This is a genomic window from Streptococcus sp. 2018037 (assembly GCF_019754195.1).
Classification (GTDB): Bacteria; Bacillota; Bacilli; order Lactobacillales; family Streptococcaceae; genus Streptococcus; species Streptococcus hashimotonensis.
In genome coordinates this window covers 17,690-41,839 of the sequence record NZ_JAIJZQ010000003.1, presented here as the reverse complement: position 1 = coordinate 41,839, position 24,150 = coordinate 17,690, and the positions used below count along the sequence as shown (strand labels likewise).

Sequence of the window (24,150 nt, the reverse complement as noted above, 5' to 3'; positions counted from 1 at the left end):
ATCTTAGTCCTCTTTATCATTGCTAAACTTGATGAAGGTTGTATTGTCTGTTATAATATTGGATATTGCAAGCTTTAAGTGAAAGGTTTTAGGGAAGAGATTATCACAATTCATTCTTTATTGGTAATGAGACGATGATATAAACGATAGTCTAGTAAAAGATTTGGAGAATTGACTTCCTTAGAAAGTTAAATGTAAAAACAATATGAAAAAATACGATTATCTAGTTGTTGGTGCGGGTCTGTTTGGAGCGGTCTTTGCTCATGAGGCAGCTAAAAAGGGTAAAAAAATAAAGGTTATCGAAAAACGAGACCACATTGCAGGTAACATCTATACCAAAGAAGTAGAAGGTATTCAAGTCCATGAATATGGTGCGCATATTTTTCATACTTCTGAAAAAGAAATTTGGGATTATGTGAATCAGTTTGCGGAGTTCAACCGCTATACAAACACACCAGTCGCCAATTACAAAGGTGAAATCTACAATCTTCCATTCAACATGAATACTTTCAATAAACTGTGGGGCGTGGTGACCCCTAGTGAAGCAGAAGCGAAAATTGCAGAGCAACGAGCTGTTTTGGGAGGAAAAACGCCTGAGAACTTGGAAGAACAAGCCATCTCACTAGTTGGTACAGACATCTATGAAAAATTGATCAAGTCATACACCGAGAAACAATGGGAAAAACCATGTACGGAGTTACCTGCCTTTATCATCCGTCGTTTACCCGTGCGTTTGACTTATGATAATAACTATTTCAACGATAGCTACCAAGGTATTCCAATCGGCGGTTACACGCAGATTGTTGAAAAAATGTTGGAACATGATAATATTGATGTGGAGACAAATGTTGATTTCTTTGCCAATAAGGAAGACTATTTAGCTACCTATCCAAAGATTGTCTTTACAGGAATGATTGACGAGTTCTTTGATTACCAACTTGGTGAATTGGAATATCGTAGCCTTCGATTTGAGACAGAAGTGTTGGATATGGAAAACTATCAAGGGAATGCAGTTGTCAACTACACAGATAGTGAAACGCCATTTACTCGTATTATCGAACACAAACATTTCGAATTTGGTACACAACCGAAAACCATTATTACACGCGAGTATTCGAAGACCTGGAAACGAGGCGATGAGCCGTATTATCCAGTGAACAATGATCGTAACAACAAACTCTATACTGCTTATAAGCGCCTCGCAGAACAACAAGAGAACGTTATATTCGGTGGGCGTCTTGGTCATTATCGTTACTACGATATGCACCAAGGCATCGGAGCTGCCTTGCAGTGTGTGAGAAGTGAAGTTGGGGAATGATTTTGAGAAGTTATCAAAGTAGTAATTGATTCTTGTCAGAAGTCGGAATGCTCTTAAAATGTTAATAAAAAAAACCAGAATTTCTGGTTTTTTTGATTATTGAATTGCTGCCAACAGGTCAGCTGCTTGTTGTTCGAGTTTTGTTAGAGTTTCGTCAGATAACTCCAATACACCTGTTCCCCATGCTTCTGGATTGATGGTTGAACCTGTAAATTCACCAGCAATCTGAGTACGGATAAATGGAAGAAGGTGTTGGAAGTCTTTGAATAGGTGGTCGTGACCACTGTTTGCGACTGCAGAGACAGTTGTGATTTTATCTTGTAGGATAGATGGTCCTTTTGGATTGGATAAATCGAGCGAACGACTGAGCCAATCGAGAGCATTTTTTACGATGCCTGGGATTGCATAGTTATATACTGGTGAGAAAATCCAGATAGCATCCGCAGCGTCTACTTGTGCACGTAGCTCTGCAATTTCAGGAAGGATAGGTGTCTCGATGTCTTGGTTGAATAGGGGAATTTTTGCAAGATCAATGTAAGATACTTGAGCCTTATCAGCTAAGAATGCTTCGGCTTTTTTTGCCATTTGATGGTTAAAAGAACCGTCACGTAGTGAACCAACTAAAAACAATACGTTTGCCATGATGGCCTCCTTTTCATAAAAACATAAATTTAGTATATCGTATTTGTCTTTTGTTGGCAATCCTAGGTCTGCTGATTCTTGAATTTTTTAAGTATCTCGGCTAATTGGTCTTGTTCTTCTGAACTAAGGACAGAAAAAATCTCTCCAACGTGATCATAATGCTCAGGAAGGATTTTTTCAATGGTTTCGCGTCCAAGTGGAGTGAGAGCAATCAAGGAAGCACGACGGTCATTTGTATCGATAGTCTTGTAGATATAGCCATCTCGAATCATGTTTTTTATAACGACAGTCATATTGCCAGATGTGCTTAATAATTTATCAATTAAGTCTTGAATCCGCAGATTTCCTTTGTTGTAGAGTGCCTCCATCACTCCAAACTGACAAACTGTCAGTCCGTATTTTTTGATTGTTTCTAATTCTGATTTTGCGATAGTATTAGCTGCTCTGCGAAAGACGACTAGACTGTGAAGTGCATGCTTGTTCTCGTTTAAAGATTGTTCAACAGTTCTCATGAGAATATTTTAGCAATAAATAGTTCGGTTATCAAGCAAAAAAAGTTAGATTCTATATTCATCGGTAAAGTGCTTTTATAGAAAAGATAGTTTTTCGTTAATCAAGTTCGTTTTTTGAGGTAATACTAACTGTACTGGAAAAAACGAGCAATGAGCATTTGAAAAATAGTCTTAGATGGAAGTGCAAAACTGTGAATGTAGGTTCTTATATCCTTTTCTTTGTGCGAAGGAAAAGGAAATTTTATTTACAATCACGGAAAGAATGGAAATATGCTTTAATTTGTAGTATAATGGGACTACTATGGAAAAAAAGATTTTTCAACTGTTGGAGTGGATGGCTTCCAAGACAGGTCAGTTAGTGTTGGGCTCTTTTATCCTTCTCAGTGTTGTGACTTTTTCAATTTTTACTATTTGGGATATTGCTGCTGCCCCTTTCAACAATGCGCGTAGTCATGCAGTTGCAGTAGCTACAGAATATGCTGATTTGCAAACTGTCAATGATTTTTCTATCTACAATGGTACTGAAACCTATTTTTGTGTATTTGGTGTAACCAGTCAGGGAGAAGAGGTTGCAGTTTTGATTCCAGAGGCTTCTAGCACAGTATATGTCTATCCTTTAGCTCAGGGAATTTCGCAAGAAGAAGCGCAAGCTATTGCCAAGAAAAACGGTGCAAGCCAAGTAGAGCGAACTATTCTAGGTTTAAGGGATGGCAAATCTATTTGGGAAGTTAAGTCTGGAACAGCATACTACATAGTTGAATTTGAAACAGGGAACTTTATCAAACGGGAGGGCTTATGAGCAAGTTATCAAGACGAGTCTTAGAGATGGAAGAAAGTGTAACTCTGGCAGCAGGTGCGCGTGCAAAAGCCTTGAAGGCAGAAGGACGTGATATTTTAGAGCTGACCTTGGGTGAGCCAGACTTCGTCACACCGAAAAATATTCAAGAAGCTGCTATTAAGTCTATCGAAGATGGTAAGGCGAGTTTTTATACGGTAGCTTCAGGACTTCCAGAATTGAAGGATGCAGTCAATACCTACTTTGAGAATTTCTATGGCTACTCTATCGAACGCAATCAAGTCGTTCTTGCGACAGGTGCTAAGTTTGTTCTTTATGCCTTCTTTGCGGCGGTCATCAATCCTGGTGATGAGGTGATTATTCCGACACCTTACTGGGTTTCTTATGCAGATCAAATCAAGATGAATGATGGGGTGCCTGTCTTTGTCACTGCGACAGAAGAGCACAATTTCAAGGTAACGGTTGCACAGCTGGAAGCGGCTCGTACGGATAAGACCAAGGTATTCCTACTCAATAGTCCTTCTAATCCGACTGGCATGATTTACAGTCGTGAGGAATTGGAAGCTATTGGAAACTGGGCTGTAGAGCACGATATTCTCATCTTGGCAGACGATATTTACGGTCGTTTGGTCTATAATGGAAATACCTTCACACCGGTTTCAAGCATTTCAGAAGGCATTCGCCAGCAGACTATTGTTGTCAATGGGGTGGCCAAGGCCTATGCCATGACAGGTTGGCGGGTTGGCTTTGCGGTTGGCAATCCTGAGATTATTGCGGCTATGAGCAAGATTGTCGGACAAACGACTTCTAATCTATCCACCGTTGCTCAGTATGCGGCCATTGAGGCCTTTACTGGTCCGCAAGATACGGTAGAAACCATGCGTCAGGCTTTTGAAGAGCGGCTTAATACCATTTATCCCTTGCTGGCAGAAGTGCCTGGTTTTGAAGTTATCAAGCCAGAAGGTGCCTTCTATCTCTTCCCAAATGTCAAAAAGGCTATGGAAATGAAGGGCTATACAGATGTGACTGAATTTACCACAGCCATTTTGGAAGAAGCGGGAGTTGCAATGGTGACAGGTGCTGGTTTTGGAGCTCCTGAAAATATCCGCCTCAGCTATGCGACAGATATGGACACGCTCAAAGAAGCAGTGGCCCGACTACACACATTTATGAAAAAATAAAAAGAGGAAAAATAATGTCTAGAAAATTGATTACCATCAACCAAGTAAAAGATTATGTCGGTCAAGAAGTGACCATTGGTGCCTGGGTTGCCAACAAGTCTGGCAAGGGGAAATTGGCCTTCTTGCAGTTGCGTGACGGAACAGCCTTCTTCCAAGCTGTTGCTTTCAAGCCAAACTTCATTGAAAAATTCGGCGAAGAAGCTGGTGCGGAGAAGTTCGATGTAGCAAAACGCCTCAGCCAAGAAACGTCTGTCTATGTGACAGGGATTGTCAAAGAAGATGAGCGTTCTAAGTTTGGTTATGAGTTGGATGTAACAGACCTTGAAGTAATTGGTGAGTCACAAGATTATCCAATTACGCCTAAAGAACATGGTACAGACTTCCTTATGGACAACCGTCATCTCTGGTTGCGTTCGCGTAAGCAGGTCGCTATCCAGCAAATCCGTAATGCGATCATCTATGCGACTTATGAATTCTTTGAAAAGAATGGCTTTATCAAGTTTGATAGCCCAATCTTGTCTGGAAATGCGGCAGAAGATTCAACAGAATTGTTCGAAACAGACTACTTTGGTCAACCAGCCTATCTCAGCCAATCAGGTCAGCTTTATCTTGAAGCTGGTGCTATGGCACTTGGTCGTGTTTTTGACTTCGGACCTGTTTTCCGTGCGGAAAAATCAAAAACTCGCCGTCACTTGACAGAGTTTTGGATGATGGATGCCGAGTATTCCTTCCTCAGCCATGAAGAGTCACTTGACTTGCAAGAAGCTTATGTCAAAGCCTTGATTCAAGGTGTGATTGACCGTGCTCCTCAAGCCTTGGAGACTCTCGAGCGTGATGTGGATGCTCTTAAACGCTACATTGCGGAGCCTTTCAAACGGGTATCTTACGACGATGCCATTACCCTTTTGCAAGAGCATGAGGCTGACGAAGATACAGACTACGAGCACATTGAACATGGGGACGATTTTGGCTCACCACATGAAACCTGGATTTCAAACTACTTTGGTGTACCAACTTTCGTAGTCAACTATCCAGCAAGCTTCAAGGCCTTTTACATGAAACCAGTTCCTGGCAATCCAGAGCGTGTGCTTTGTGCGGACCTTTTGGCACCAGAAGGCTACGGAGAAATCATCGGTGGTTCTATGCGTGAGGACAACTACGATGCCTTGGTGGCTAAAATGGATGAACTTGGCATGGACAAGTCAGAGTACGAATTCTACCTTGACCTCCGTAAATACGGCTCAGTGCCACACGGTGGTTTCGGTATCGGTATTGAGCGTATGGTAACTTTCGTTGCAGGTACAAAACATATCCGTGAAGCCATTCCGTTCCCACGTATGTTGCATCGCTTGCATCCGTAAGCAAATAAATAGATATACAAACAGACTACAAACGTGGTCTGTTTTTCTGGTGTCAATTGACATTTTGAACGAATTGTTTTACAATGTATTACAAGAAGAAAGTAGGTGGAATGATGGGAATTGTATCCTTGCGATTAAATGAAGCTGAAGAGGAAATTTTCAGAAGTTATGCTATTCATACTGGAAAAAGCCTGTCTGAGCTATTCAAAACTGCACTTGCAGAACAGATAGAAGACCAGCTGGACTATGAAATTGGTATCAAGGCTTTGAAGAAATTCCAAGAAAATCCTGTTACACACTCGATTGATGATGTTCTTGCGGAGTTAGAAGATGGCTTATAAACTTGTTCTGAGCGATGACGCCTTGAAGCAGCTGAAAAAAATGGACAAGTATGTGAGGCTGATGCTTGTTAAGGATTTGAAAAAACGTTTGGACGGTTTGGAAAATCCAAGGCAGTTTGGCAAGGCCTTGGTTGGAGACTATACGGGCCTGTGGCGGTATCGAGTGGGAAATTACCGTGTAATTTGTGATATTATTGATAATAAAATGGTGATTTTAGCTCTTGAAATTGGGCACCGGAAAGAAATCTATAAAAAGTGAAGTCTTAGGAAATTAGGCTAGAAATGCTCGAACAGACTACAAATGTGGTCTGTTTTCTTGCTTCTTCACTGAATTTTATTTATAATTATTCTAAATAAATCAGTGGAGAGAGAAATGAAGCAAGAGAGTTTAGGAAAAGAAATTATTCGTTTGGCTTTACCTGCTACGGTGGAAAATATCTTTCAGACCTTGGTTGGTTTTGTGGATACCCTTCTGATAGCCCAGCTGGGTCTGGTAGCGGTGACGGCAGTGGGCTTGGCCAATACGATTTTGAATGTCTACTTGGCAGTGTACATGGCTTTGGGTGTTGGGGCAACGGCTCTGATTGCTCGGTCCATTGGTGCGGGTGACAAGGAAGCGGTCGCCTATCAGGTGCGTCAGGCGGTGGTTTTATCACTGGGAACTGGTTTGGTCTTTGGTCTCTTATCGCTTGTCTTTGGTCGGCAGATGCTGGTACTGATGGGAGCAGATGCGGAGAGTTTGGCTGGTGCCCAGGCATTTTTTTACTGGGTTGGTGGCCTGACGATTTTCCAGGCTCTGATGACCATTTTGGGAACAATCCTGCGGGCATCTGGCGACACGGTTTCCCCTATGAAAATCAGTCTTCTGACCAATGGTTTTAATGTGGTCTTGGACTATTTCTTGATTTTTGGTATTGGCTCTTGGTCAGGTTTGGGGATTGTAGGGACGGCCTTGGGAACCGTCTTAGCTCGCTTGCTTGGTACTGTCTTGCTGTATCGTAAGGTACAGCAGACTGACTTGGCAGTTGATCTCAAACAATTGTTCCACTTCGGAAGTCCTAAGGAAATGGTGGATTTGACCATACCTGCAGCCTTGGAACGCTTGGTCATGCGGTTGGGACAGGTGGTCTATTTCAGTTTGATTGTGGGGCTGGGGACGACTGTCTATGCTTCTCACATGATTGCAGGCAATATCGAGAGTTTTACCTATATGCCAGCCTATGGTCTTGCGACAGCGGCAGCGGTTTTGATTGGTCAAGCCTTGGGAAAGAGGGACATCCTCACAGTTAGACGAGTCGCATTTCTCAGCTCTGCCTATGGAGTAGCCATCATGTCTCTGCTCGGTACCATCTTATTTTTCGGAGCTCCAAGTTTTGCTCTGCTATTTACCAAAGACCTAGAAGCCGTCAAACAAGTCGTCACAGCCTTACGGATCGATGCTTTCAACCAGCCAGGCCTTGCGGTTTCTTTGATCATGGCTGGCGCTCTGCAGGGCTTGGGGGATACCAAGTCGCCACTCTACTCCACAATGATAGGGATGTGGGGGCTGCGCGTCGTAGGTGTTATCGTCTTAGGTCAGATGTTCGATTTAGGAATTGCCGGCGTCTGGCTGTCGATTTTGATTGACCTGCTCTTGCGAGCAATCTTCCTAAGCTGGAGATTTACTATTACAACGCGAAAACTGGCTGATTAGGCTAGTTTTTTGGTATAATATCAGTAGAATGATAAAAAGGAGATAATCAGATGAAAACCATTCACACAGATAAGGCACCTGCAGCAATTGGCCCATACGTTCAAGGGAAGGTTGTTGGAAATTTCCTCTTTGCCTCTGGGCAAGTTCCTTTGTCACCTGAAACTGGTGAAGTGGTTGGTGAAACCATTCAGGAGCAGACTGAGCAAGTCTTGAAAAATATCGCAGCAATTTTATCAGAAGCAGGAACAGACTTTGACCATGTGGTGAAGACGACTTGTTTCCTAAAAGATATGAATGATTTTGTAGCCTTTAATGAAGTTTATAAAACAGCTTTCTCAGCAGATTTTCCAGCTCGTTCAGCGGTGGAAGTTGCTCGCTTGCCACGTGATGTTAAGGTTGAGATTGAAGTTATTGCAGTTATTGATTAGAAGAGAAAAGGAGGGAATGTCATGTCGGACAAACTCCATTTAGTGATTGTGACAGGGATGTCTGGAGCTGGTAAGACGGTAGCCATTCAGTCTTTTGAAGACTTGGGTTATTTTACCATTGATAATATGCCACCGACTCTCTTGCCAAAGTTTTTAGAGTTGATTCGCCATAGCCAGGATAACAATAAGATTGCTCTTGTTGTAGATATGCGGAGTCGCTCCTTCTTCTCGGAGATTCGAGAGGTGTTGGATGAGATTGAGGGGGCAGAGGATTTAGATTTTAAAGTCCTATTCTTGGATGCAACGGATAGTGAATTGGTTGCTCGCTATAAAGAAACTCGTCGTTCCCATCCTTTGGCGGCTGATGGTCGTGTTTTGGACGGGATTCAGCTAGAGCGTGAACTTTTGGCTCCCTTGAAAAATATGAGTCAAAATGTTATTGATACGACAGAGCTGACTCCTCGTAATCTGCGTAAGGAAATTTCGGAGCAGTTTGCTAGTCAAGATAATCAGCCGTCGTTTCGCATAGAAGTGATGTCCTTTGGTTTCAAATATGGGCTACCTCTGGATGCAGACTTGGTTTTTGACGTTCGGTTCCTACCAAATCCCTACTACAAGTTAGAATTACGGAATCTTACAGGACTAGATCAGCCTGTCTTTGACTATGTCATGGAGCATCAAGAATCGGAAGAGTTTTATAGTCATTTGCTCGGCTTGATAGAACCGATTCTTCCTGGTTATCAAAAGGAAGGAAAATCCGTTCTAACGATTGCCGTTGGATGTACGGGTGGTCAGCATAGAAGCGTAGCCTTTGCTAAACGTTTGGCAGACGATTTAGAGAAAAATTGGAATGTCAATCGTAGTCATCGTGATAAGGATAGACGGAAGGAGACGGTCAACCGCTCATGAGAAAACCAAAGATTACAGTTATCGGGGGCGGGACTGGTATTCCAGTCATCTTGAAGAGTTTGCGGGATAAGGATGTAGAGATTACCGCTATCGTGACGGTAGCTGATGACGGAGGATCTTCGGGGGAAATTCGTCAGGCTTTGCAGGTGACCCCTCCAGGTGATTTGCGTAATGTCCTTTTGGCTATGTCGGATATGCCCAAACTTTATGAACAAATTTTCCAGTATCGTTTTGCGGATTCAGATGGTCCTTTGGCTGGTCATCCGCTAGGCAATCTCATCATTGCTGGCATTTCAGAAATGCAGGGTTCTACCTACAATGCAATGAGGTTGTTGACGCGCTTTTTCCATACGACAGGGCGGATTTATCCATCTAGCGAACAGGCCTTGACCCTTCATGCTATTTTTACAGATGGGACCGAGGTAGCAGGTGAGAGCAAGATTTCCAAGCATAATGGGATGATTGATCATGTCTATGTGACAAATTCTTATAACGATGATGAACCGAAAGCCAGTCGCCAAGTAGTTGAAACGATTATGGAAAGTGACATGATTGTACTTGGACCGGGTTCTCTTTTTACCTCAATCTTGCCGAATCTGATGATTTCTGACATTGGCAAAGCCCTAAAAGAAACCAAGGCTGAAGTGACCTATGTGTGTAACATTATGACCCAACGGGGAGAGACTGAGTTTTTCTCAGATGCGGACCATGTGGCGGTTCTCAATGCCCACCTAGCTGAACAATTTATTGATACAGTTTTGGTCAATATTGAGCCAGTTCCACAAGAGTATATGAATAGCAATCAGTTTGATGAATACTTGGTACAGGTAAAACACGATTTTGCAGGTTTACAAAAACAGGCTAATCGTGTGATTTCTTCGAATTTTCTTCGTTTGGAAAATGGCGGAGCTTTCCATGATGGTGACTTGGTGGTAGAAGAGTTGCTCAAGATTTTGCAGGTGCGGCCATGAGTTTTACAGTACAAGTAAAGGAAGAATTGCTGCTTCAGTCTAGCCAAAATAAGAGCGAGCTATCTGCTATTATCAAATTATCAGGTAGTTTGGGCTTAGCTTCATCAGGTTTGACTCTTTCTATCAGCACGGAAAATGCAAAGATTGCCCGTCACATTTATGAACTGTTACTCCATTTCTACCAGATTAAGGCTGAGATTCGCCATCATCAAAAACCTAATCTCAAAAAGAATCGTGTGTATGCAGTTTTGATAGAAGACGGCGTGAATGAGATGTTGAACGATTTGCATTTGGCTGATAGCTTCTTTGGATTAGAGACGGGGATTTCTCCCTTGGTTTTGGAAAATGATTCATGGAGTCAAGCCTATCTTCGTGGAGCATTTTTAGCGGCAGGCTCTGTTAAAGATCCTGAAAAAGGAAAATACCAGCTTGAAATAGCTTCTGTCTATAGTGACCATGCCAATGACCTGGCCAATCTGATGCAGAAATTTCTTTTGGATGCCAAAGTCATTGAGCGAAGTAAGGGAACTATTACCTATCTGCAACGTGCAGAGGACATTATGGATTTTCTTTTGGTGATTGGAGCAGAAGAGGCAAAGACAGAATTTGAGAATGTTAAATTGCTTCGTGAGGCTCGAAATGATCTAAATCGAGCTACCAATGCGGAAGCTGCTAATATTGCAAAGACGGTCAATGCTAGTATGAAAACAATTAATAATATTATCAAAATTATGGATACTATCGGTCTAGATCAGTTGTCAGGTGACTTGCAGGAGATTGCCCAGTTGCGAATTCAGCATCCAGATTATTCCATTCAGCAATTGGCGGATAGTCTAACGGTACCGATCACTAAAAGTGGTGTCAACCATCGTTTGCGGAAAATCAATAAGATTGCGGATGAATTGACTGAATAGATAGGTATACATAGAATGCTATAGTCTTTTGAATTAACTTTGATACATCGTTACTTTTGGCTTGCCGTACTCTAGTATTGCTTGCACCTCAGTTCCTTGTCTGAAAGTTCATTCATTCGACGAGACTAAGACTGGTTCGAGAGGACCAGTTTTTTGTATTAGCTGTAATAGCATTCTTCTTCACAGGAATGATCCTGTTTTATGAATTTTTCAGTAATGATTAGCATAGAACGTTAATATATGTTAGAATAGATAGAAGGATACTTTAGCTAGAAAGGAGTTTTGATGATAAGCAACGAACAATATGATTATCTAAGGGCACATCCAACTTTTGAATGTTTGACACGTGATAGCTTTGATCAATTAGCTAAGCATATTCGTTTTCGAAAGATTCCTAAGGGACAAATCTTTTTTTACGCAGAGGATCCTAGAGATTATCTATTTGTATTGTATAAGGGCTATGCTCGGATTGAGCAATATGATGAGACGGATAGTTTTACGTATTTGGACTATATTCGGCAGGGAGGTGCCTTTCCTTTTGGAGATATGTTTCAGGACAAACCTTATCATTATACTGCCATTGCCATAACGGACCTAGAGTATTTTATTGTGCCGATGGTCTTGTTTGAAACCTTGTCGAAGATAAATCCTAGTCAAATGGCCTATATCTGTCAAAAATTATCCAAAGTGCTTCGTTTTCAAGAGTTGCGCTTGCGAAATGCGATGCGTTCCAAGGCATCAGATCGAGTCGTTCAAGCTTTGGCTCTTCTTTATTGGGATATGTGCCAGCGCGATCAGTTTGCTACCTTGCCATTTGAAATTCATATTCAAGAGATTTCGCGTTTAGCAGCTACGACACGGGAAACGGTTAGCCATGTTTTGAAGCAACTGAAACAGGATGGTAAAATTGCTTATAGCCATAAACAGTTAACTTATTTAGATATTGATTATTTCTTAGAAAATTTGACAGAAACTCATTGAAGTTTCTGTTTTTTTATAAAAAAATAAAAATTCATATAATGATATAACGGAAAGAATTATGCAGAATATAGGCGATATAATCGATAATTATTTATAAATAAGGTTAAAAATGTGAAGAATTTCTCAAAATGAATGTGAGCGTTTTCAAGTTTTTGTTTTTTTGCTCTGTTAAACTATGGATGTAAAGAGGAAATGAGAGGCAGGAAAGCGTACGGTCCTCCTCGTTTCCCATCATGTATAAATCTACAAGGAGGACAGATCATGTCAAACCATCCAATTCATGTTTTTTCAGAAATTGGTAAGCTGAAAAAAGTTATGTTACACAGACCAGGTAAGGAAATTGAAAACCTCATGCCTGACTATCTAGAACGCCTACTCTTCGATGATATTCCATTCTTAGAAGATGCACAGAAAGAGCATGATGCTTTTGCTCAAGCTCTTCGTGATGAAGGTGTCGAAGTGCTCTACTTGGAAAAATTAGCTGCTGAGTCACTTGTTACACCTGAAATTCGTGAACAATTTATTGATGAATATCTCGAAGAAGCTAACATTCGTGGTCGGGCGACTAAGAAGGCAATTCGCAAGTTGTTGTTGTCTATTGAAGATAATCAAGAACTGGTTGAGAAAACGATGGCCGGTGTTCAAAAGGCAGAATTGCCAGAAATCCCTGCTGAAGAAAAAGGTTTGACAGATTTGGTTGAATCCTCTTACCCATTTGCAATAGACCCAATGCCAAACCTTTACTTCACACGGGATCCATTTGCTACGATTGGTAATGCTGTTTCTCTTAACCACATGTATTCAGAAACACGGAACCGTGAAACCTTGTATGGTAAATATATCTTCACTCATCACCCAGAATATGGTGGAAAAGTTCCATTGGTTTACAATCGTGAAGAAACTACTCGTATCGAGGGTGGGGACGAATTGGTTCTTTCAAAAGATGTTTTGGCAGTAGGTATTTCACAACGTACCGATGCTGCATCAATTGAAAAACTATTGGTAAATATCTTTGAACAGCATGTTGGCTTCAAGAAAGTATTGGCATTCGAATTTGCTAACAACCGTAAATTCATGCATTTGGATACGGTATTTACCATGGTTGACTATGATAAGTTTACTATCCACCCAGAAATTGAAGGTGACCTTCGCGTCTTCTCTGTAACCTATGAAAATGATACGCTTCATATTGAAGAAGAACATGGTGACTTGGCAGAACTTTTGGCTGCGAACCTTGGTCTTGAAAAAGTAGAATTGATCCGTTGTGGTGGCGGTGATATGGTTGCTGCTGGTCGTGAGCAATGGAATGATGGTTCAAATACATTGACCATTGCACCAGGTGTGGTAGTTGTTTACAAACGCAATACGATTACCAATGCAATCCTCGAGTCCAAAGGGCTTCGTTTGATTAAGATTGGTGGAAGCGAATTGGTTCGCGGTCGTGGTGGACCTCGTTGTATGTCAATGCCGTTTGAACGGGAAGACATCTAATGCCAAGTATAGAACGAACAACTATCGGTTCGGAAGAATGGCAACGTGCAGCCTCTATCTATGTCCGCTATAAGGTATTTGTCCTTGAGCGTGGCATTGCAAAGGAAGATGAATTTGACCAGAATGATACGGAAGGAAGAGTTTACGCCAATCTCTTTATTGGTGAAGAGCCTGTTTCAACGGGACGTTTTCTTCCTGTCGGTCCTGGTCAAGCTCGTCTAACCCGAATAGCCACTCTACCGAATTTTCGTGGAAAAGGCTATGGAAAAATGATTATCAGCTCTTTGGAAGCTTATGCACGTGAAACAGGCTTTCATCAGTTGGATATACATTCGGAGTTAACTGCAAAGACTTTTTATGAGTCAGTCGGCTACCAAGCAACTTCTGAAGTTTATCAAGAAGATGGAGAATGGTGCCAGACATTGACAAAATTTATTTAAACATTAGGAGAAGAGACAATGACAAACGTATTTAAAGGCAGACATTTCCTTGCAGAGAAAGATTTCACACGCGCAGAATTGGAATGGTTGATTGATTTCTCAGCTCATTTGAAAGATTTGAAAAAACGCAATATTCCACACCGTTATTTGGAAGGTAAAAATATTGCTCTCTTGTTTGAAAAAACATCAACACGTACTCGTGCTGCCTTCACAGTAGCATCTATTGACCTTGGTGCCCATCCAGAATATCTTGGTGCAAATGACATCCAACTTGGTAAGAAAGAATCTACAGAAGATACTGCTAAAGTTTTGGGACGCATGTTCGACGGTATTGAATTCCGTGGTTTCAGTCAAAAAATGGTGGAAGAATTGGCAGAATTCTCTGGTGTGCCAGTATGGAATGGTTTGACAGATGCATGGCACCCAACTCAAATGTTAGCTGACTACTTGACTGTCAAAGAAAACTTTGGCAAGTTGGAAGGTTTGACCTTGGTTTACTGTGGTGATGGCCGTAACAACGTTGCTAACTCACTTTTGGTAACGGGCGCTATCCTTGGTGTCAATGTCCATATCTTCTCTCCAAAAGAACTCTTCCCAGAAGAAGAAGTAGTTGCCTTGGCTGAAGGTTTTGCGAAAGAAAGTGGAGCACGTGTTCTCATTACTGACAATGCTGACGAAGCAGTCAAAGGCGCAGATGTTCTCTATACAGACGTTTGGGTATCAATGGGTGAAGAAGACAAATTCGCAGAACGCGTTGCTCTCTTGAAACCATACCAAGTGAATATGGAATTGGTGAAAAAAGCAGAAAATGAAAATCTCATCTTCTTGCACTGCTTGCCTGCCTTCCATGATACAAACACTGTTTATGGTAAAGATGTCGCTGAAAAATTCGGCGTAGAAGAAATGGAAGTAACAGACGAAGTATTCCGTAGCAAGTATGCTCGTCACTTCGACCAAGCTGAAAACCGTATGCACACAATTAAAGCGGTGATGGCGGCTACTTTAGGGGATCCATTTGTTCCACGTGTGTAATAATTAACTATCTAATAACGCATCGCAACCTCCGGGGGCTGGCACCCAGCCCCCTTATTTTGAGGATAGATGTGTAAGCGACTACTATTTCGCGAAAGTGAGGAAAAAGCAAGAGATATGGCAAATCGTAAAATTGTAGTAGCCTTGGGTGGCAATGCCATTTTATCGTCTGACCCATCGGCTAAAGCACAAAAAGAGGCCTTGGTACAAACAGCCAAGCACCTTGTAAAATTGATAAAAAATGGGGATGACCTTATTATCACGCATGGTAATGGTCCTCAGGTTGGAAACTTACTTCTTCAAAACCTTGCTGCTGATTCGGAAAAGAACCCAGCTTTTCCACTAGACAGTTTGGTAGCCATGACAGAAGGTTCGATTGGTTTCTGGTTGCAAAATGCCTTGGAAAATGAATTGATCAAGGAAGGCATTGAAAAAGATGTAGCATCTGTTGTGACCCAGGTTATCGTGGATAAGAATGATCCAGCCTTCGAAAATTTGACCAAGCCTATTGGGCCATTCTATACAGAAGACGAAGCGAAAGCAGAAGCAGAAAAGACTGGTGCAACCTTTAAAGAAGATGCCGGTCGTGGCTGGCGCAAAGTCGTTGCTTCGCCAAAACCTGTAGGAATCAAAGAAATTGGTACCATTCGTACCCTTCTCAATGCAGGTGAAGTTGTCGTAGCTGCTGGTGGTGGAGGTATTCCAGTTGTCCAAGAAGCAGACGGTACTCTTACCGGTGTGGAAGCAGTTATCGATAAGGACTTTGCTTCTCAATGTTTGGCAGAATTGGTTGATGCAGACTTGTTTATCGTCTTGACAGGTGTAGACTATGTCTTTGTTAACTACAACAAACCAGACCAAGAAAAATTAGAAACAGTTACCGTAGCTGAATTGGAAGAATATATCAAACAAAATCAATTCGCACCAGGTTCCATGCTACCGAAAGTTGAAGCAGCTATCGCTTTTGTAAACAATAAGCCGCAATCAAAAGCAGTCATTACCTCATTAGAAAACTTAGGCGCTTTGATTGAATCCGATAGCGGTACTATCATTGTCAAGGGCTAAGCAGCTATATGTATCGTTGAGGCTTCTATTTGTTGATGTACTCTGCATGCAAATATAGTTTTTAAACTAGACGGGTTATTTATTGATGGAGTTAGGGGAGTGGAAGTGTTGATAGTCCTACAAGGGTTCCCTTTAATCGAAACATGAAGGTCTGGGCTTCTAAGCTCCCTCCCCTCTCATCCATTTCCTATCAAGTATCTATCTATAAGCAATGATTTCAGATAATAGACTGAAGGAGATAGACATCTCTTGAAGATAGGTGGATATTTGATACGGTTATTACGGATACAATTTCCCTTAAATAGGGGATAAACTTTTAAAATATTATAGGAGGTTTTTGCGATGAGCGAAAAAGTGAAAAAAGGCTTTAAATTGCCTTCGTCTTATACAATATTGATGCTCATTATTGCCTTTATGGCAGTGATGACATGGATTATTCCAGCTGGTCAGTATCAGGTTGATGAAGCCGGACGTTTAGTGGCTGGTACCTATGAGAAGGTTGCTCAAAATCCACAAGGGATTTACGATGTTTTTATGGCTCCAGTTCGTGCCATGCTTGGTCACGGTGCGACTGAAGCAGCGATTAACGTAGCATTCTTCATCATCATGGTTGGTGCCTTTCTTGGTGTAGTTAACGAAACAGGTGCACTTGATGTAGGGATTGCTTCTATTGTAAAACGCTTCAAAGGTCGTGAAAAAATGTTGATTTACATCCTCATGCCTTTGTTTGCCTTGGGAGGCTCAACCTATGGTATGGGTGAAGAAACAATGGCTTTCTTCCCACTCCTTGTTCCTGTTATGATGGCGGTTGGTTTTGATAGTATTACTGGTGTAGCCATTATCTTGCTAGGTTCTCAAATCGGCTGTTTGGCTTCTACTGTAAACCCATTTGCAACGGTTGTAGCCTCTGATGCAGCAGGTGTAAGTGTTGCAGACGGTATGATTTGGCGCTTTGTCTTCTTCGTTGTTATTCTCTTGATGGGGGTTCTCTTTGTAGCCAACTATGCTGAGAAAGTGAAAAACGATCCGACTAAGTCCTTGGTTTACAAACAGCGTGAAGCAGATATGCAACACTTTAATGTAACAGCAACTCAAGAAGTGAATGCAGAATTATCACCAGCTCAAAAACGTGTTCTCTGGGTATTTGTACTAACATTTGTTCTCATGATTTGTAGCTTTATTCCATGGGAAGATTTGGGTGTGACTATCTTTACACAATTTAAAGATTGGTTGATTGGTCTTCCATTCATCGGTCAAGTGATTGGTTCTTCAACAGCTGCTCTTGGTACTTGGTACTTCCCAGAAGGAGCAATGCTCTTTGGTATCGCAGGGATTGTAGTTGGTTTAGTTTATGGTATGAGTGAAGAACGTTTGGTAAAATCCTTCATGTTCGGTGCGGCTGATATTTTCAGTGTAGCCTTGATTTGTGCTATCGCGCGTGGTATTCAAGTCATCATGAACGATGGTATGATTACTGCCACTATTCTCCACATGGGTGAAGAAGGATTGCAAGGTTTGTCTTCACAAGTATTCATCATTTTGACCTATCTCTTCTACCTACCAATGTCCTTCTTGATTCCATCTTCATCAGGTCTTGCAGGGGCTTCTATGGGTATCATGGCACCTCTTGGTGAGTTTGTAAATGTACCAGCGAGCTTGGTTATCACAGCTTTCCAAGCTGCATCAGGTCTCTTGAACTTGGTAGCTCCAACATCAGGTATTGTAATGGGAGCCTTGGCACTTGGTCGTGTTGAAATTGGTACTTGGTATAAATTTGTAGGTAAGTTAATCGTAGGCATCATGATTGCCTCCATAGCTATTTTGGTCATTGCGACATTCTTCTAATCGAAATTCTGGGTCAGATTTTATCACGAATACAGATAAAATTTGGCTCAGTTTTTCCTTTTATGATAGAATAGTGCTAGAAAATATATAATATCTTATTATGTTGAAAGGGGACACAATGAGAACGAGTTTTATTCAGTCATCGCATCAGGAGGCATGTATTCAAGCCATCCAAGAACTGGTTGCTTTTCCTTCTGTTTTGCAAGAACATCAGGCAGATACGCCATTTGGTCAAGCGATTCAGGATGTTCTGGAGCACACGTTGGCTTTGACGGAAAAGATGGGTTTTAAAACTTATTTAGACCCTGCTGGCTATTATGGCTATGCTGAAATTGGGCAAGGCGAAGAATTATTAGCAATACTTTGCCACTTAGATGTGGTACCTGCTGGTGATCTTAGTCAATGGCAGACGCCACCTTTTGAGGCTGTGGTAGAGGGAGACTATATTATTGGACGCGGGGTTCAGGATGATAAAGGTCCTTCGATGGCGGCTTTATTTGCAGTAAAAGCACTTCTTGATGCGGGAGTCCAATTTAACAAACGGATTCGTTTCATTTTTGGAACAGATGAAGAGACCTTATGGCGGTGTATGAACCGCTACAATCAGTTGGAAGAAGTGGCAACTATGGGCTTTGCACCAGATTCTTCCTTCCCTTTGACTTATGCTGAAAAAGGATTGCTACAGGCCAAATTGCATGGTCCAGGGCACCCTTGTCTGAGTATCGAAGCGGGGACTGCCTATAACGTAGTACCTGCCAAGGCGAGCTATTCTGGTCATTTATTAGCGGGAGTTATTGCGGAATTAGATCAATTAGGCTTTGATTATGAAACCAAAGATGATCAAGTAACGGTTCTTGGTATTTCGCGGCACGCCAAGGATGCTGCCGAGGGGGTCAATGCCATCGTTCGATTGGCAAAGGCCTTAGAACATTTCGAAAGCCATCCAGCCTTGGACTTTATCGTCAATGCAGTTGGTGAAGATGCCACAGGATTTAAGCTTTTTGGTGATGTGACTGATGAACCATCAGGGACACTCAGTTTCAATATTGCAGGTCTAACCATTAGCGCAAAAAAATCAGAAATTCGCTTGGACATTCGTATTCCTGTCACTGCGGATAAAGAAGCCCTAGTTTCTACTTTACAAGCCAAAGCGCAATCATGTGGCTTGACCTATGAAGAGTACGACTACCTTGCTTCCTTGTATGTGCCATTAGACAGCCAGCTGGTATCTACGCTCATGTCTGTTTATCAAGATAAGACAGGAGATTTGACAAGCGAGCCAATCTCGTCAGGTGGGGCTACCTTTGCTCGTACTATGCCAAACTGTGTGGCCTTTGGTGCATGTTTCCCAGATACAGAACAAACAGAGCATCAGGAAAATGAACGGATGCCATTAGAAGACTTATATAAAACAATGGATATTTATGCTGAGGCAGTCTATCGCCTAGCTGCGGAATAGACATTGTCAGCATTGATTATTAAATTACAGTTTAAAAGTTCTTAGTGAAATATCTAAGGGCTTTTTTTATGAAGAATATCATTAAAAAGATGAGATAGAAATGTGTCACTGTTTACAAGAAGTATACAAAAATATATGAAAGTGTGACTTATTATATGCTGTTTTAGAAATAGACCCCATCTGCATATAGAATAAGTCAAGTTAGACTATTCTACAATAAAACGCTTACATGTTATATTTGTGACAGAAAATGCGATCGCACATCAACCAGTAAACTGAATTTTGAGTCTTATACGAGGCTAAAAAGGTTTACAAACTGCTTTATTTTGGCTATAGGTAGGATAAACTTGCAGACTTTATAGGAGGAAATAATGAAAAAAGAAACAGGTAAGTTTACGAAAAAAGTCATCCTTGGTCAGCTTCTCATCTGTACCAGTTTTTTGGTATGGGCAGGACAGACCGTTGCAGCAGAGGAGGTATCTCAGGGAGAACCAGTAGCAATCAACAATGAAACTCCACCTGCTATTGAAGCAAAACCACTTGTGGAAGCTACTCCATCAACTGAAACAGAACCTCCAACTCCAGAAGAAAAACGGGAGGAACCACAAGTAGCTGATAAAAATGTGGTAGAAGGGAAAAAGCCCGTAACTAACAGCCAGCATCAGATGGTTTCGGAATTATCAACGGTCCCTTCTGTTTCTATAAAAAATCCAGATGCAGCTACCGATGGGAGTGCTTACGGTAGTAGCGATGATGCCAATAGCAATACCAAAATCATTGCTGGTAAAGAAACTGGCGAATCAGATAACGGTTACTCCAAGTGGGATCATGTTTACGTTCAGTATGATTTTGAAAAGGAAGTTCCCGTCCATACTGTAAAAATTCATCGTAATACTTATGATAATGCAGTGTCTACTTTTAAAGATGTTAAAGTGGAATTGTCTACAAGTGCAGATTTTTCTCCTGAAACCACAGAAGTCATTTTCAAACAGGCAGATGTAGAAGAAACAGTTGCAAATAAAGGACAGCCTCAAGTCATCCAATTGCCAACATCAATCAATGCTCGTTATATTCGTATTTGGGGACGGGGGCATTATATCCAAAATACAAACAGTTCCTGGAAGGGATATAGTAATGGCGTTCTCTTTAACGAGATAGAAGTCTTGGCGCAGGTTGAAGCAGATGCTGGTACGAATGAAGAACCACAAACCGAGCTAGTCAACCTCGCTAAATTGAAAAAACCATATTTCTATGGTAAGGCTCCAACTAATCCAGAAGCCATTAACGATGGCAAGTTCGACGAGAATTATACTACTCAAGAATCAATAGGGAACCAGGCCTATCTTCAATATGAATTTAGAAATGTCTATACTATTGAGGAAATCAAGGTTCAGTTAGCTCCTGGAGAGTATCGTAATTTCCGGATAGATTTGGATGATGATTATAATGATGGTAATAATTATAATACAATCTATAAGAATGAAAATTTCACCATTGACAAGGAACAGATTATAACGATTAAAACTCCAAAAAATTCTAAGGCGCGTTATGTTCGCTTTAGAGGTACTCGCGTAGACGATACTCCTCTTCGCTATTCAGAAATTCAGATTATGGGACGAGGAAAATCTTATGACGAATCTGCTCCAGAATACGTTCCACCAAAATCTGAATACGATACATTAGTCTGGTCTGATGAATTTAATGGCGACAAGATTGATGAAAGTAAATGGCAAATTATTGATGGCATGTGGAATCATGCGGCTATATACAATCGTAAAGCAGTTTCTATCAAAAAAGATGGTGACAAGAGCTATTTGTCTATCCGTAGCACGAACCATAAGGATAAAAAAGCTTTGGTTGAAGCAGTTGGGCACGATCGGTATGATGATAAAGAATTACCAGATAAAGTAACATGGTCTTCTGGTCGCCTAGAATCTAAAGATAAGTATTCTTTCCAATTTGGTCGAATGGCTGTTCGAGCTAAGGTAAATGACTCTAAGGGAATCTGGCCTGCTATTTGGATGTTGGCACAGGATGAGACCGGGCATGACGAAATTGACGTTTTGGAATACCTTGGTCAAAATCCATGGGATGCATGGACAACTAACCATTTTGGTATTTTGGCAAAAAATAAAAAATCTGATGGCTCAGCTTATAAGAATTACGAAGCTTGGAGTCAGGAATTCCATGTCTACGAAGTCGAATGGACTCCAGATGTCATCAAATGGTATATTGATGGAAAATTTGTTTTTCAAACAGACCGTGGTAAGGATCGGGATGGTATGCACACCCGCCCTATGTTCCCAATACTGGAAACCCAAGTTGGTGATGGCTGGGTTGGTGATGTTGATTACAAACGCAACATGACTAAACAGGATAGTGAGTACTTGGTTGATTGGGTTCGAATTTATCAAAAAGCAGATCAAAGTAAGGTACGTTTTGATAATCTAGATGATGCCAAGCCTAATGATTATGTCATTAAGCCACAGCAAAAACTTGGTCACCTCGTAACAGTCTCTAACGGGAAAGCAGCTCATGAAAACAAAAATAATTTCTACTATGGAGGTCAACCACGTTACGAAACAAGCAGGCTCTATGCTGATGGTGATGGCGAAAATGCACTAGTTTACAAGATTGCTAATCCAGAGGCTTTGCACTTAACGACTTATTACAAAACACTTGAAGACTATTCTGTCTATAATAAAGAAGCAGGGGCTAATGAAGGAAAATCTGTTCGCAAACATTTGATAAATGCAAAAGACGGTGAAATTGACTTCACTGTGTATTCATCTGTTGATGGCAAAAGCTGGAATAAAGAGAATGTTACTGTAGTGGATAATTTCGTAGAAGCAACCCCAGCTTATGCACGCACTACATTTGATATTCGCAACATTCGAAAAGGTACTAAATTTGTGAAGATCGTCTTTCCAACGGTCAAAGGTATTTCCTATAAGTTGGAAGATGGAACAGAGAAAAGCTTGCAAGCCAGTGATGTTCAGTTAGCAAAAGTAACTTTTGTAGCTACTCATCCTGAAGCAGAACCAGAAAAACCTATTGTTGATCAAGAAAAACTAGCTTTGTCCAAAGTTTTTTCACTCGATGCCGGTCGCAAGTATTTCTCTGTAAATCAGATAAAGGAGATTATTGATTTAATTTCTTCTTATGGTTACACGGATATGAACCTCTTATTGGGAAATGATGGTCTGAGATTTTTATTAGATGATATGAATTTGACCGTTGGAGATAAGGTGTATGACAGTGAAGCAGTTAGAAAAGCAATAATAAATGGTAATAAGCATTATTATGACGATCCAAACGGTACAACCTTAAGTCAGAGTGAGATGGATGATATTCTTGCTTATGCTAAGGAAAAAAATATTTCCATTATTCCAACTATCAATAGCCCAGGTCATATGGATGCGATTGTAGAAGCAATGGAAGAATTGGGGATAAAATCGCCAAAATTTAGTTATAATGGCAAAACATCTGCACGTACAGTTGATTTAAAAAATGACCAAGCAGTTGCTTTTACTAAAGCCTTAATTGATAAATATGCTAGTTACTTTGCAGGCAAATCTAAAATTTTCAATATTGGCTTAGATGAGTATGCTAACGATGCTACAAATGCTTCTGGATGGCACATTCTTCAGACACAAGGTGATTATGGTAAGTTTATTCAATATGCCAATGATTTAGCAGCTATCGTCAAGAAGCATGGTTTAGAGCCAATGGCTTTCAATGATGGTATCTATTATAACCACGATACTAGTTCGGGTACTTTTGATAAAGACATTATTGCTTCTTTCTGGACAGGAGGTTGGGGAGGATATGATGTTGCTTCCTCAAAATTCCTTCATGAAAAAGGGCATAAAATTCTTAATACAAATGATGCTTGGTACTATGTTATTGGACGTGAAGCAGAAGGTTTGGGATGGTATAACCTTGATCAAGGTCTTCGAGGAACTAAATCAACAAGGTTTGATCAAGTACCGAAATCTGAGAATACTAAGGTACCCATTATCGGTAGCATGGTTGCGGTATGGGCAGATGACCCAAGCAAGCCTTACAGCTATGACTCAATTAAAAAACTTTTGCACAGTTTTACGGAAAACAATTCTGATTATTTTTGGGCAGAGTACCGAGATTTGCGAGAAGAAGTTGGGAAGATTCCTACTGATTTAAATTCCTATACACCAGAGAGCGTGGCGACTTTAAAAGAGGTCTTGAACAAGATTGATTGGAAACTAAGTAGAAATAACCAAGCGTTTGTTGATGGTTACTTGGCAGAAGTAAAAGCAGCGCGTGAAGCGTTAGTTCCTGTGACAGCAAAAGGAGACAGCGTCAAAGCGGAGCCCTTACCAGAAGGCAAGCTACCTCTGATTACTGCTAAAGGAAAAAGTGTCCAAGCAGAACCACGCCCTGCCTTTAAGGGATACCTGACATCAAACTATGGACCATCTGTCACACCTTTATCCCTTGTATCAAAACCAAGCAGTGAGCAGTCAAATTCCAAGCAAGTAGCTTCTCAGAAGAAAGAATTGCCAAATACAGGCGCAGTAGATGGTCTTGGATTCACTCTTCTTGGACTTATCGGCCTAGCAGCTGCTATTCGTCGGAGGAAAGAGGAGTAACATAGCCATTTGAGTGAATGTTTAGGGCTTTCTAATTGTAATGATATAGTCATTTAGTTTTTCTTTCACTCGCTTTGCCGTACCCAAGTATAGCATGTAGCTCATTGCCTTGTACAAAAAGTAAACTAGAAGGCTATGAA

General features: G+C 41.1%; 21 protein-coding genes. 19 read left to right on the top strand and 2 right to left on the bottom strand.

The window, feature by feature from the left end:
* The first annotated feature begins 205 nt into the window (after positions 1-205).
* Positions 206-1,318: a UDP-galactopyranose mutase gene (glf, locus tag K5Q29_RS01770; protein WP_105139403.1), complete on the top strand. Its 1,113-nt coding sequence runs from the start codon at positions 206-208 to the stop codon at positions 1,316-1,318.
* Between the two features lie 96 nt (positions 1,319-1,414).
* Here the strand turns inward: glf and K5Q29_RS01765 are convergent, their stop codons facing one another.
* Together K5Q29_RS01765 and K5Q29_RS01760 are read right to left on the bottom strand one after the other, a co-directional pair.
* On the bottom strand, positions 1,415-1,960 hold the full coding sequence (locus tag K5Q29_RS01765; RefSeq protein WP_002941732.1) for an NADPH-dependent FMN reductase: 546 nt from the start codon (positions 1,958-1,960) through the stop codon (positions 1,415-1,417).
* Between the two features lie 62 nt (positions 1,961-2,022).
* Positions 2,023-2,472 carry a MarR family winged helix-turn-helix transcriptional regulator gene (locus K5Q29_RS01760; RefSeq protein WP_009909619.1) on the bottom strand — a complete coding sequence of 150 codons (450 nt, stop codon included), beginning with the start codon at positions 2,470-2,472 and terminating at the stop codon, positions 2,023-2,025.
* 301 nt (positions 2,473-2,773) lie between these two features.
* Here K5Q29_RS01760 and K5Q29_RS01755 point away from each other — a divergent pair, with 301 nt between their 5' ends.
* The 18 genes from K5Q29_RS01755 (at position 2,774) to K5Q29_RS10825 (ending at position 24,010) form a co-directional block, all read left to right on the top strand.
* Positions 2,774-3,271 carry a DUF5590 domain-containing protein gene (locus tag K5Q29_RS01755; protein ID WP_105139404.1) on the top strand — a complete coding sequence of 166 codons (498 nt, stop codon included), beginning with the start codon at positions 2,774-2,776 and terminating at the stop codon, positions 3,269-3,271.
* A complete protein-coding gene (locus K5Q29_RS01750) occupies positions 3,268-4,449 on the top strand; it encodes a pyridoxal phosphate-dependent aminotransferase (RefSeq protein ID WP_105139405.1) in 1,182 nt (393 codons plus the stop codon). The genes K5Q29_RS01755 and K5Q29_RS01750 overlap by 4 nt, the downstream gene beginning before the upstream one ends.
* 14 nt (positions 4,450-4,463) lie before the next feature.
* Entirely contained in the window at positions 4,464-5,810 is a 1,347-nt protein-coding gene (gene asnS / locus K5Q29_RS01745; protein WP_105139406.1) for an asparagine--tRNA ligase, read from the top strand.
* A 113-nt stretch (positions 5,811-5,923) separates the two neighbouring features.
* A complete protein-coding gene (gene relB / locus K5Q29_RS01740; protein WP_105139407.1) occupies positions 5,924-6,151 on the top strand; it encodes a type II toxin-antitoxin system RelB family antitoxin in 228 nt (75 codons plus the stop codon).
* Positions 6,141-6,410 carry a type II toxin-antitoxin system RelE/ParE family toxin gene (locus tag K5Q29_RS01735; RefSeq protein ID WP_105139408.1) on the top strand — a complete coding sequence of 90 codons (270 nt, stop codon included), beginning with the start codon at positions 6,141-6,143 and terminating at the stop codon, positions 6,408-6,410. Before relB ends, K5Q29_RS01735 begins: the two co-directional genes overlap by 11 nt.
* 114 nt (positions 6,411-6,524) lie before the next feature.
* Entirely contained in the window at positions 6,525-7,844 is a 1,320-nt protein-coding gene (locus K5Q29_RS01730) for an MATE family efflux transporter (protein ID WP_105139409.1), read from the top strand.
* Between the two features lie 50 nt (positions 7,845-7,894).
* A complete protein-coding gene (locus K5Q29_RS01725) occupies positions 7,895-8,272 on the top strand; it encodes a RidA family protein (protein ID WP_002937263.1) in 378 nt (125 codons plus the stop codon).
* A gap of 21 nt (positions 8,273-8,293) precedes the next feature.
* Positions 8,294-9,181: an RNase adapter RapZ gene (rapZ, locus tag K5Q29_RS01720; RefSeq protein ID WP_024412169.1), complete on the top strand. Its 888-nt coding sequence runs from the start codon at positions 8,294-8,296 to the stop codon at positions 9,179-9,181.
* The gene (locus K5Q29_RS01715) at positions 9,178-10,152 is read left to right on the top strand and encodes a YvcK family protein (protein ID WP_002937257.1); all 975 of its coding nucleotides are present in this window, start codon (positions 9,178-9,180) and stop codon (positions 10,150-10,152) included. The genes rapZ and K5Q29_RS01715 overlap by 4 nt, the downstream gene beginning before the upstream one ends.
* Positions 10,149-11,066 carry a DNA-binding protein WhiA gene (whiA, locus tag K5Q29_RS01710; RefSeq protein ID WP_024414616.1) on the top strand — a complete coding sequence of 306 codons (918 nt, stop codon included), beginning with the start codon at positions 10,149-10,151 and terminating at the stop codon, positions 11,064-11,066. The genes K5Q29_RS01715 and whiA overlap by 4 nt, the downstream gene beginning before the upstream one ends.
* 285 nt (positions 11,067-11,351) lie before the next feature.
* A complete protein-coding gene (locus K5Q29_RS01705) occupies positions 11,352-12,047 on the top strand; it encodes a Crp/Fnr family transcriptional regulator (RefSeq protein ID WP_024394776.1) in 696 nt (231 codons plus the stop codon).
* A 261-nt stretch (positions 12,048-12,308) separates the two neighbouring features.
* Complete coding sequence (gene arcA, locus K5Q29_RS01700; RefSeq protein ID WP_029694042.1) at positions 12,309-13,538, top strand: arginine deiminase; 1,230 nt, start codon at positions 12,309-12,311, stop codon at positions 13,536-13,538.
* On the top strand, positions 13,538-13,978 hold the full coding sequence (locus tag K5Q29_RS01695; protein ID WP_044768172.1) for a GNAT family N-acetyltransferase: 441 nt from the start codon (positions 13,538-13,540) through the stop codon (positions 13,976-13,978). The genes arcA and K5Q29_RS01695 overlap by 1 nt, the downstream gene beginning before the upstream one ends.
* Before the next feature lie 18 nt (positions 13,979-13,996).
* A complete protein-coding gene (argF, locus tag K5Q29_RS01690) occupies positions 13,997-15,010 on the top strand; it encodes an ornithine carbamoyltransferase (protein WP_011922164.1) in 1,014 nt (337 codons plus the stop codon).
* 117 nt (positions 15,011-15,127) lie between these two features.
* Complete coding sequence (gene arcC, locus K5Q29_RS01685; protein ID WP_105139410.1) at positions 15,128-16,075, top strand: carbamate kinase; 948 nt, start codon at positions 15,128-15,130, stop codon at positions 16,073-16,075.
* Between the two features lie 342 nt (positions 16,076-16,417).
* Positions 16,418-17,920, top strand: a complete 1,503-nt coding sequence (locus tag K5Q29_RS01680) for a YfcC family protein (protein ID WP_024396021.1) — start codon at positions 16,418-16,420, stop codon at positions 17,918-17,920.
* A gap of 118 nt (positions 17,921-18,038) precedes the next feature.
* Positions 18,039-19,379: a dipeptidase gene (locus K5Q29_RS01675; protein WP_013730306.1), complete on the top strand. Its 1,341-nt coding sequence runs from the start codon at positions 18,039-18,041 to the stop codon at positions 19,377-19,379.
* A gap of 371 nt (positions 19,380-19,750) precedes the next feature.
* Positions 19,751-24,010 carry a family 16 glycosylhydrolase gene (locus K5Q29_RS10825; RefSeq protein ID WP_221876870.1) on the top strand — a complete coding sequence of 1,420 codons (4,260 nt, stop codon included), beginning with the start codon at positions 19,751-19,753 and terminating at the stop codon, positions 24,008-24,010.
* Positions 24,011-24,150: the final 140 nt, after the last annotated feature.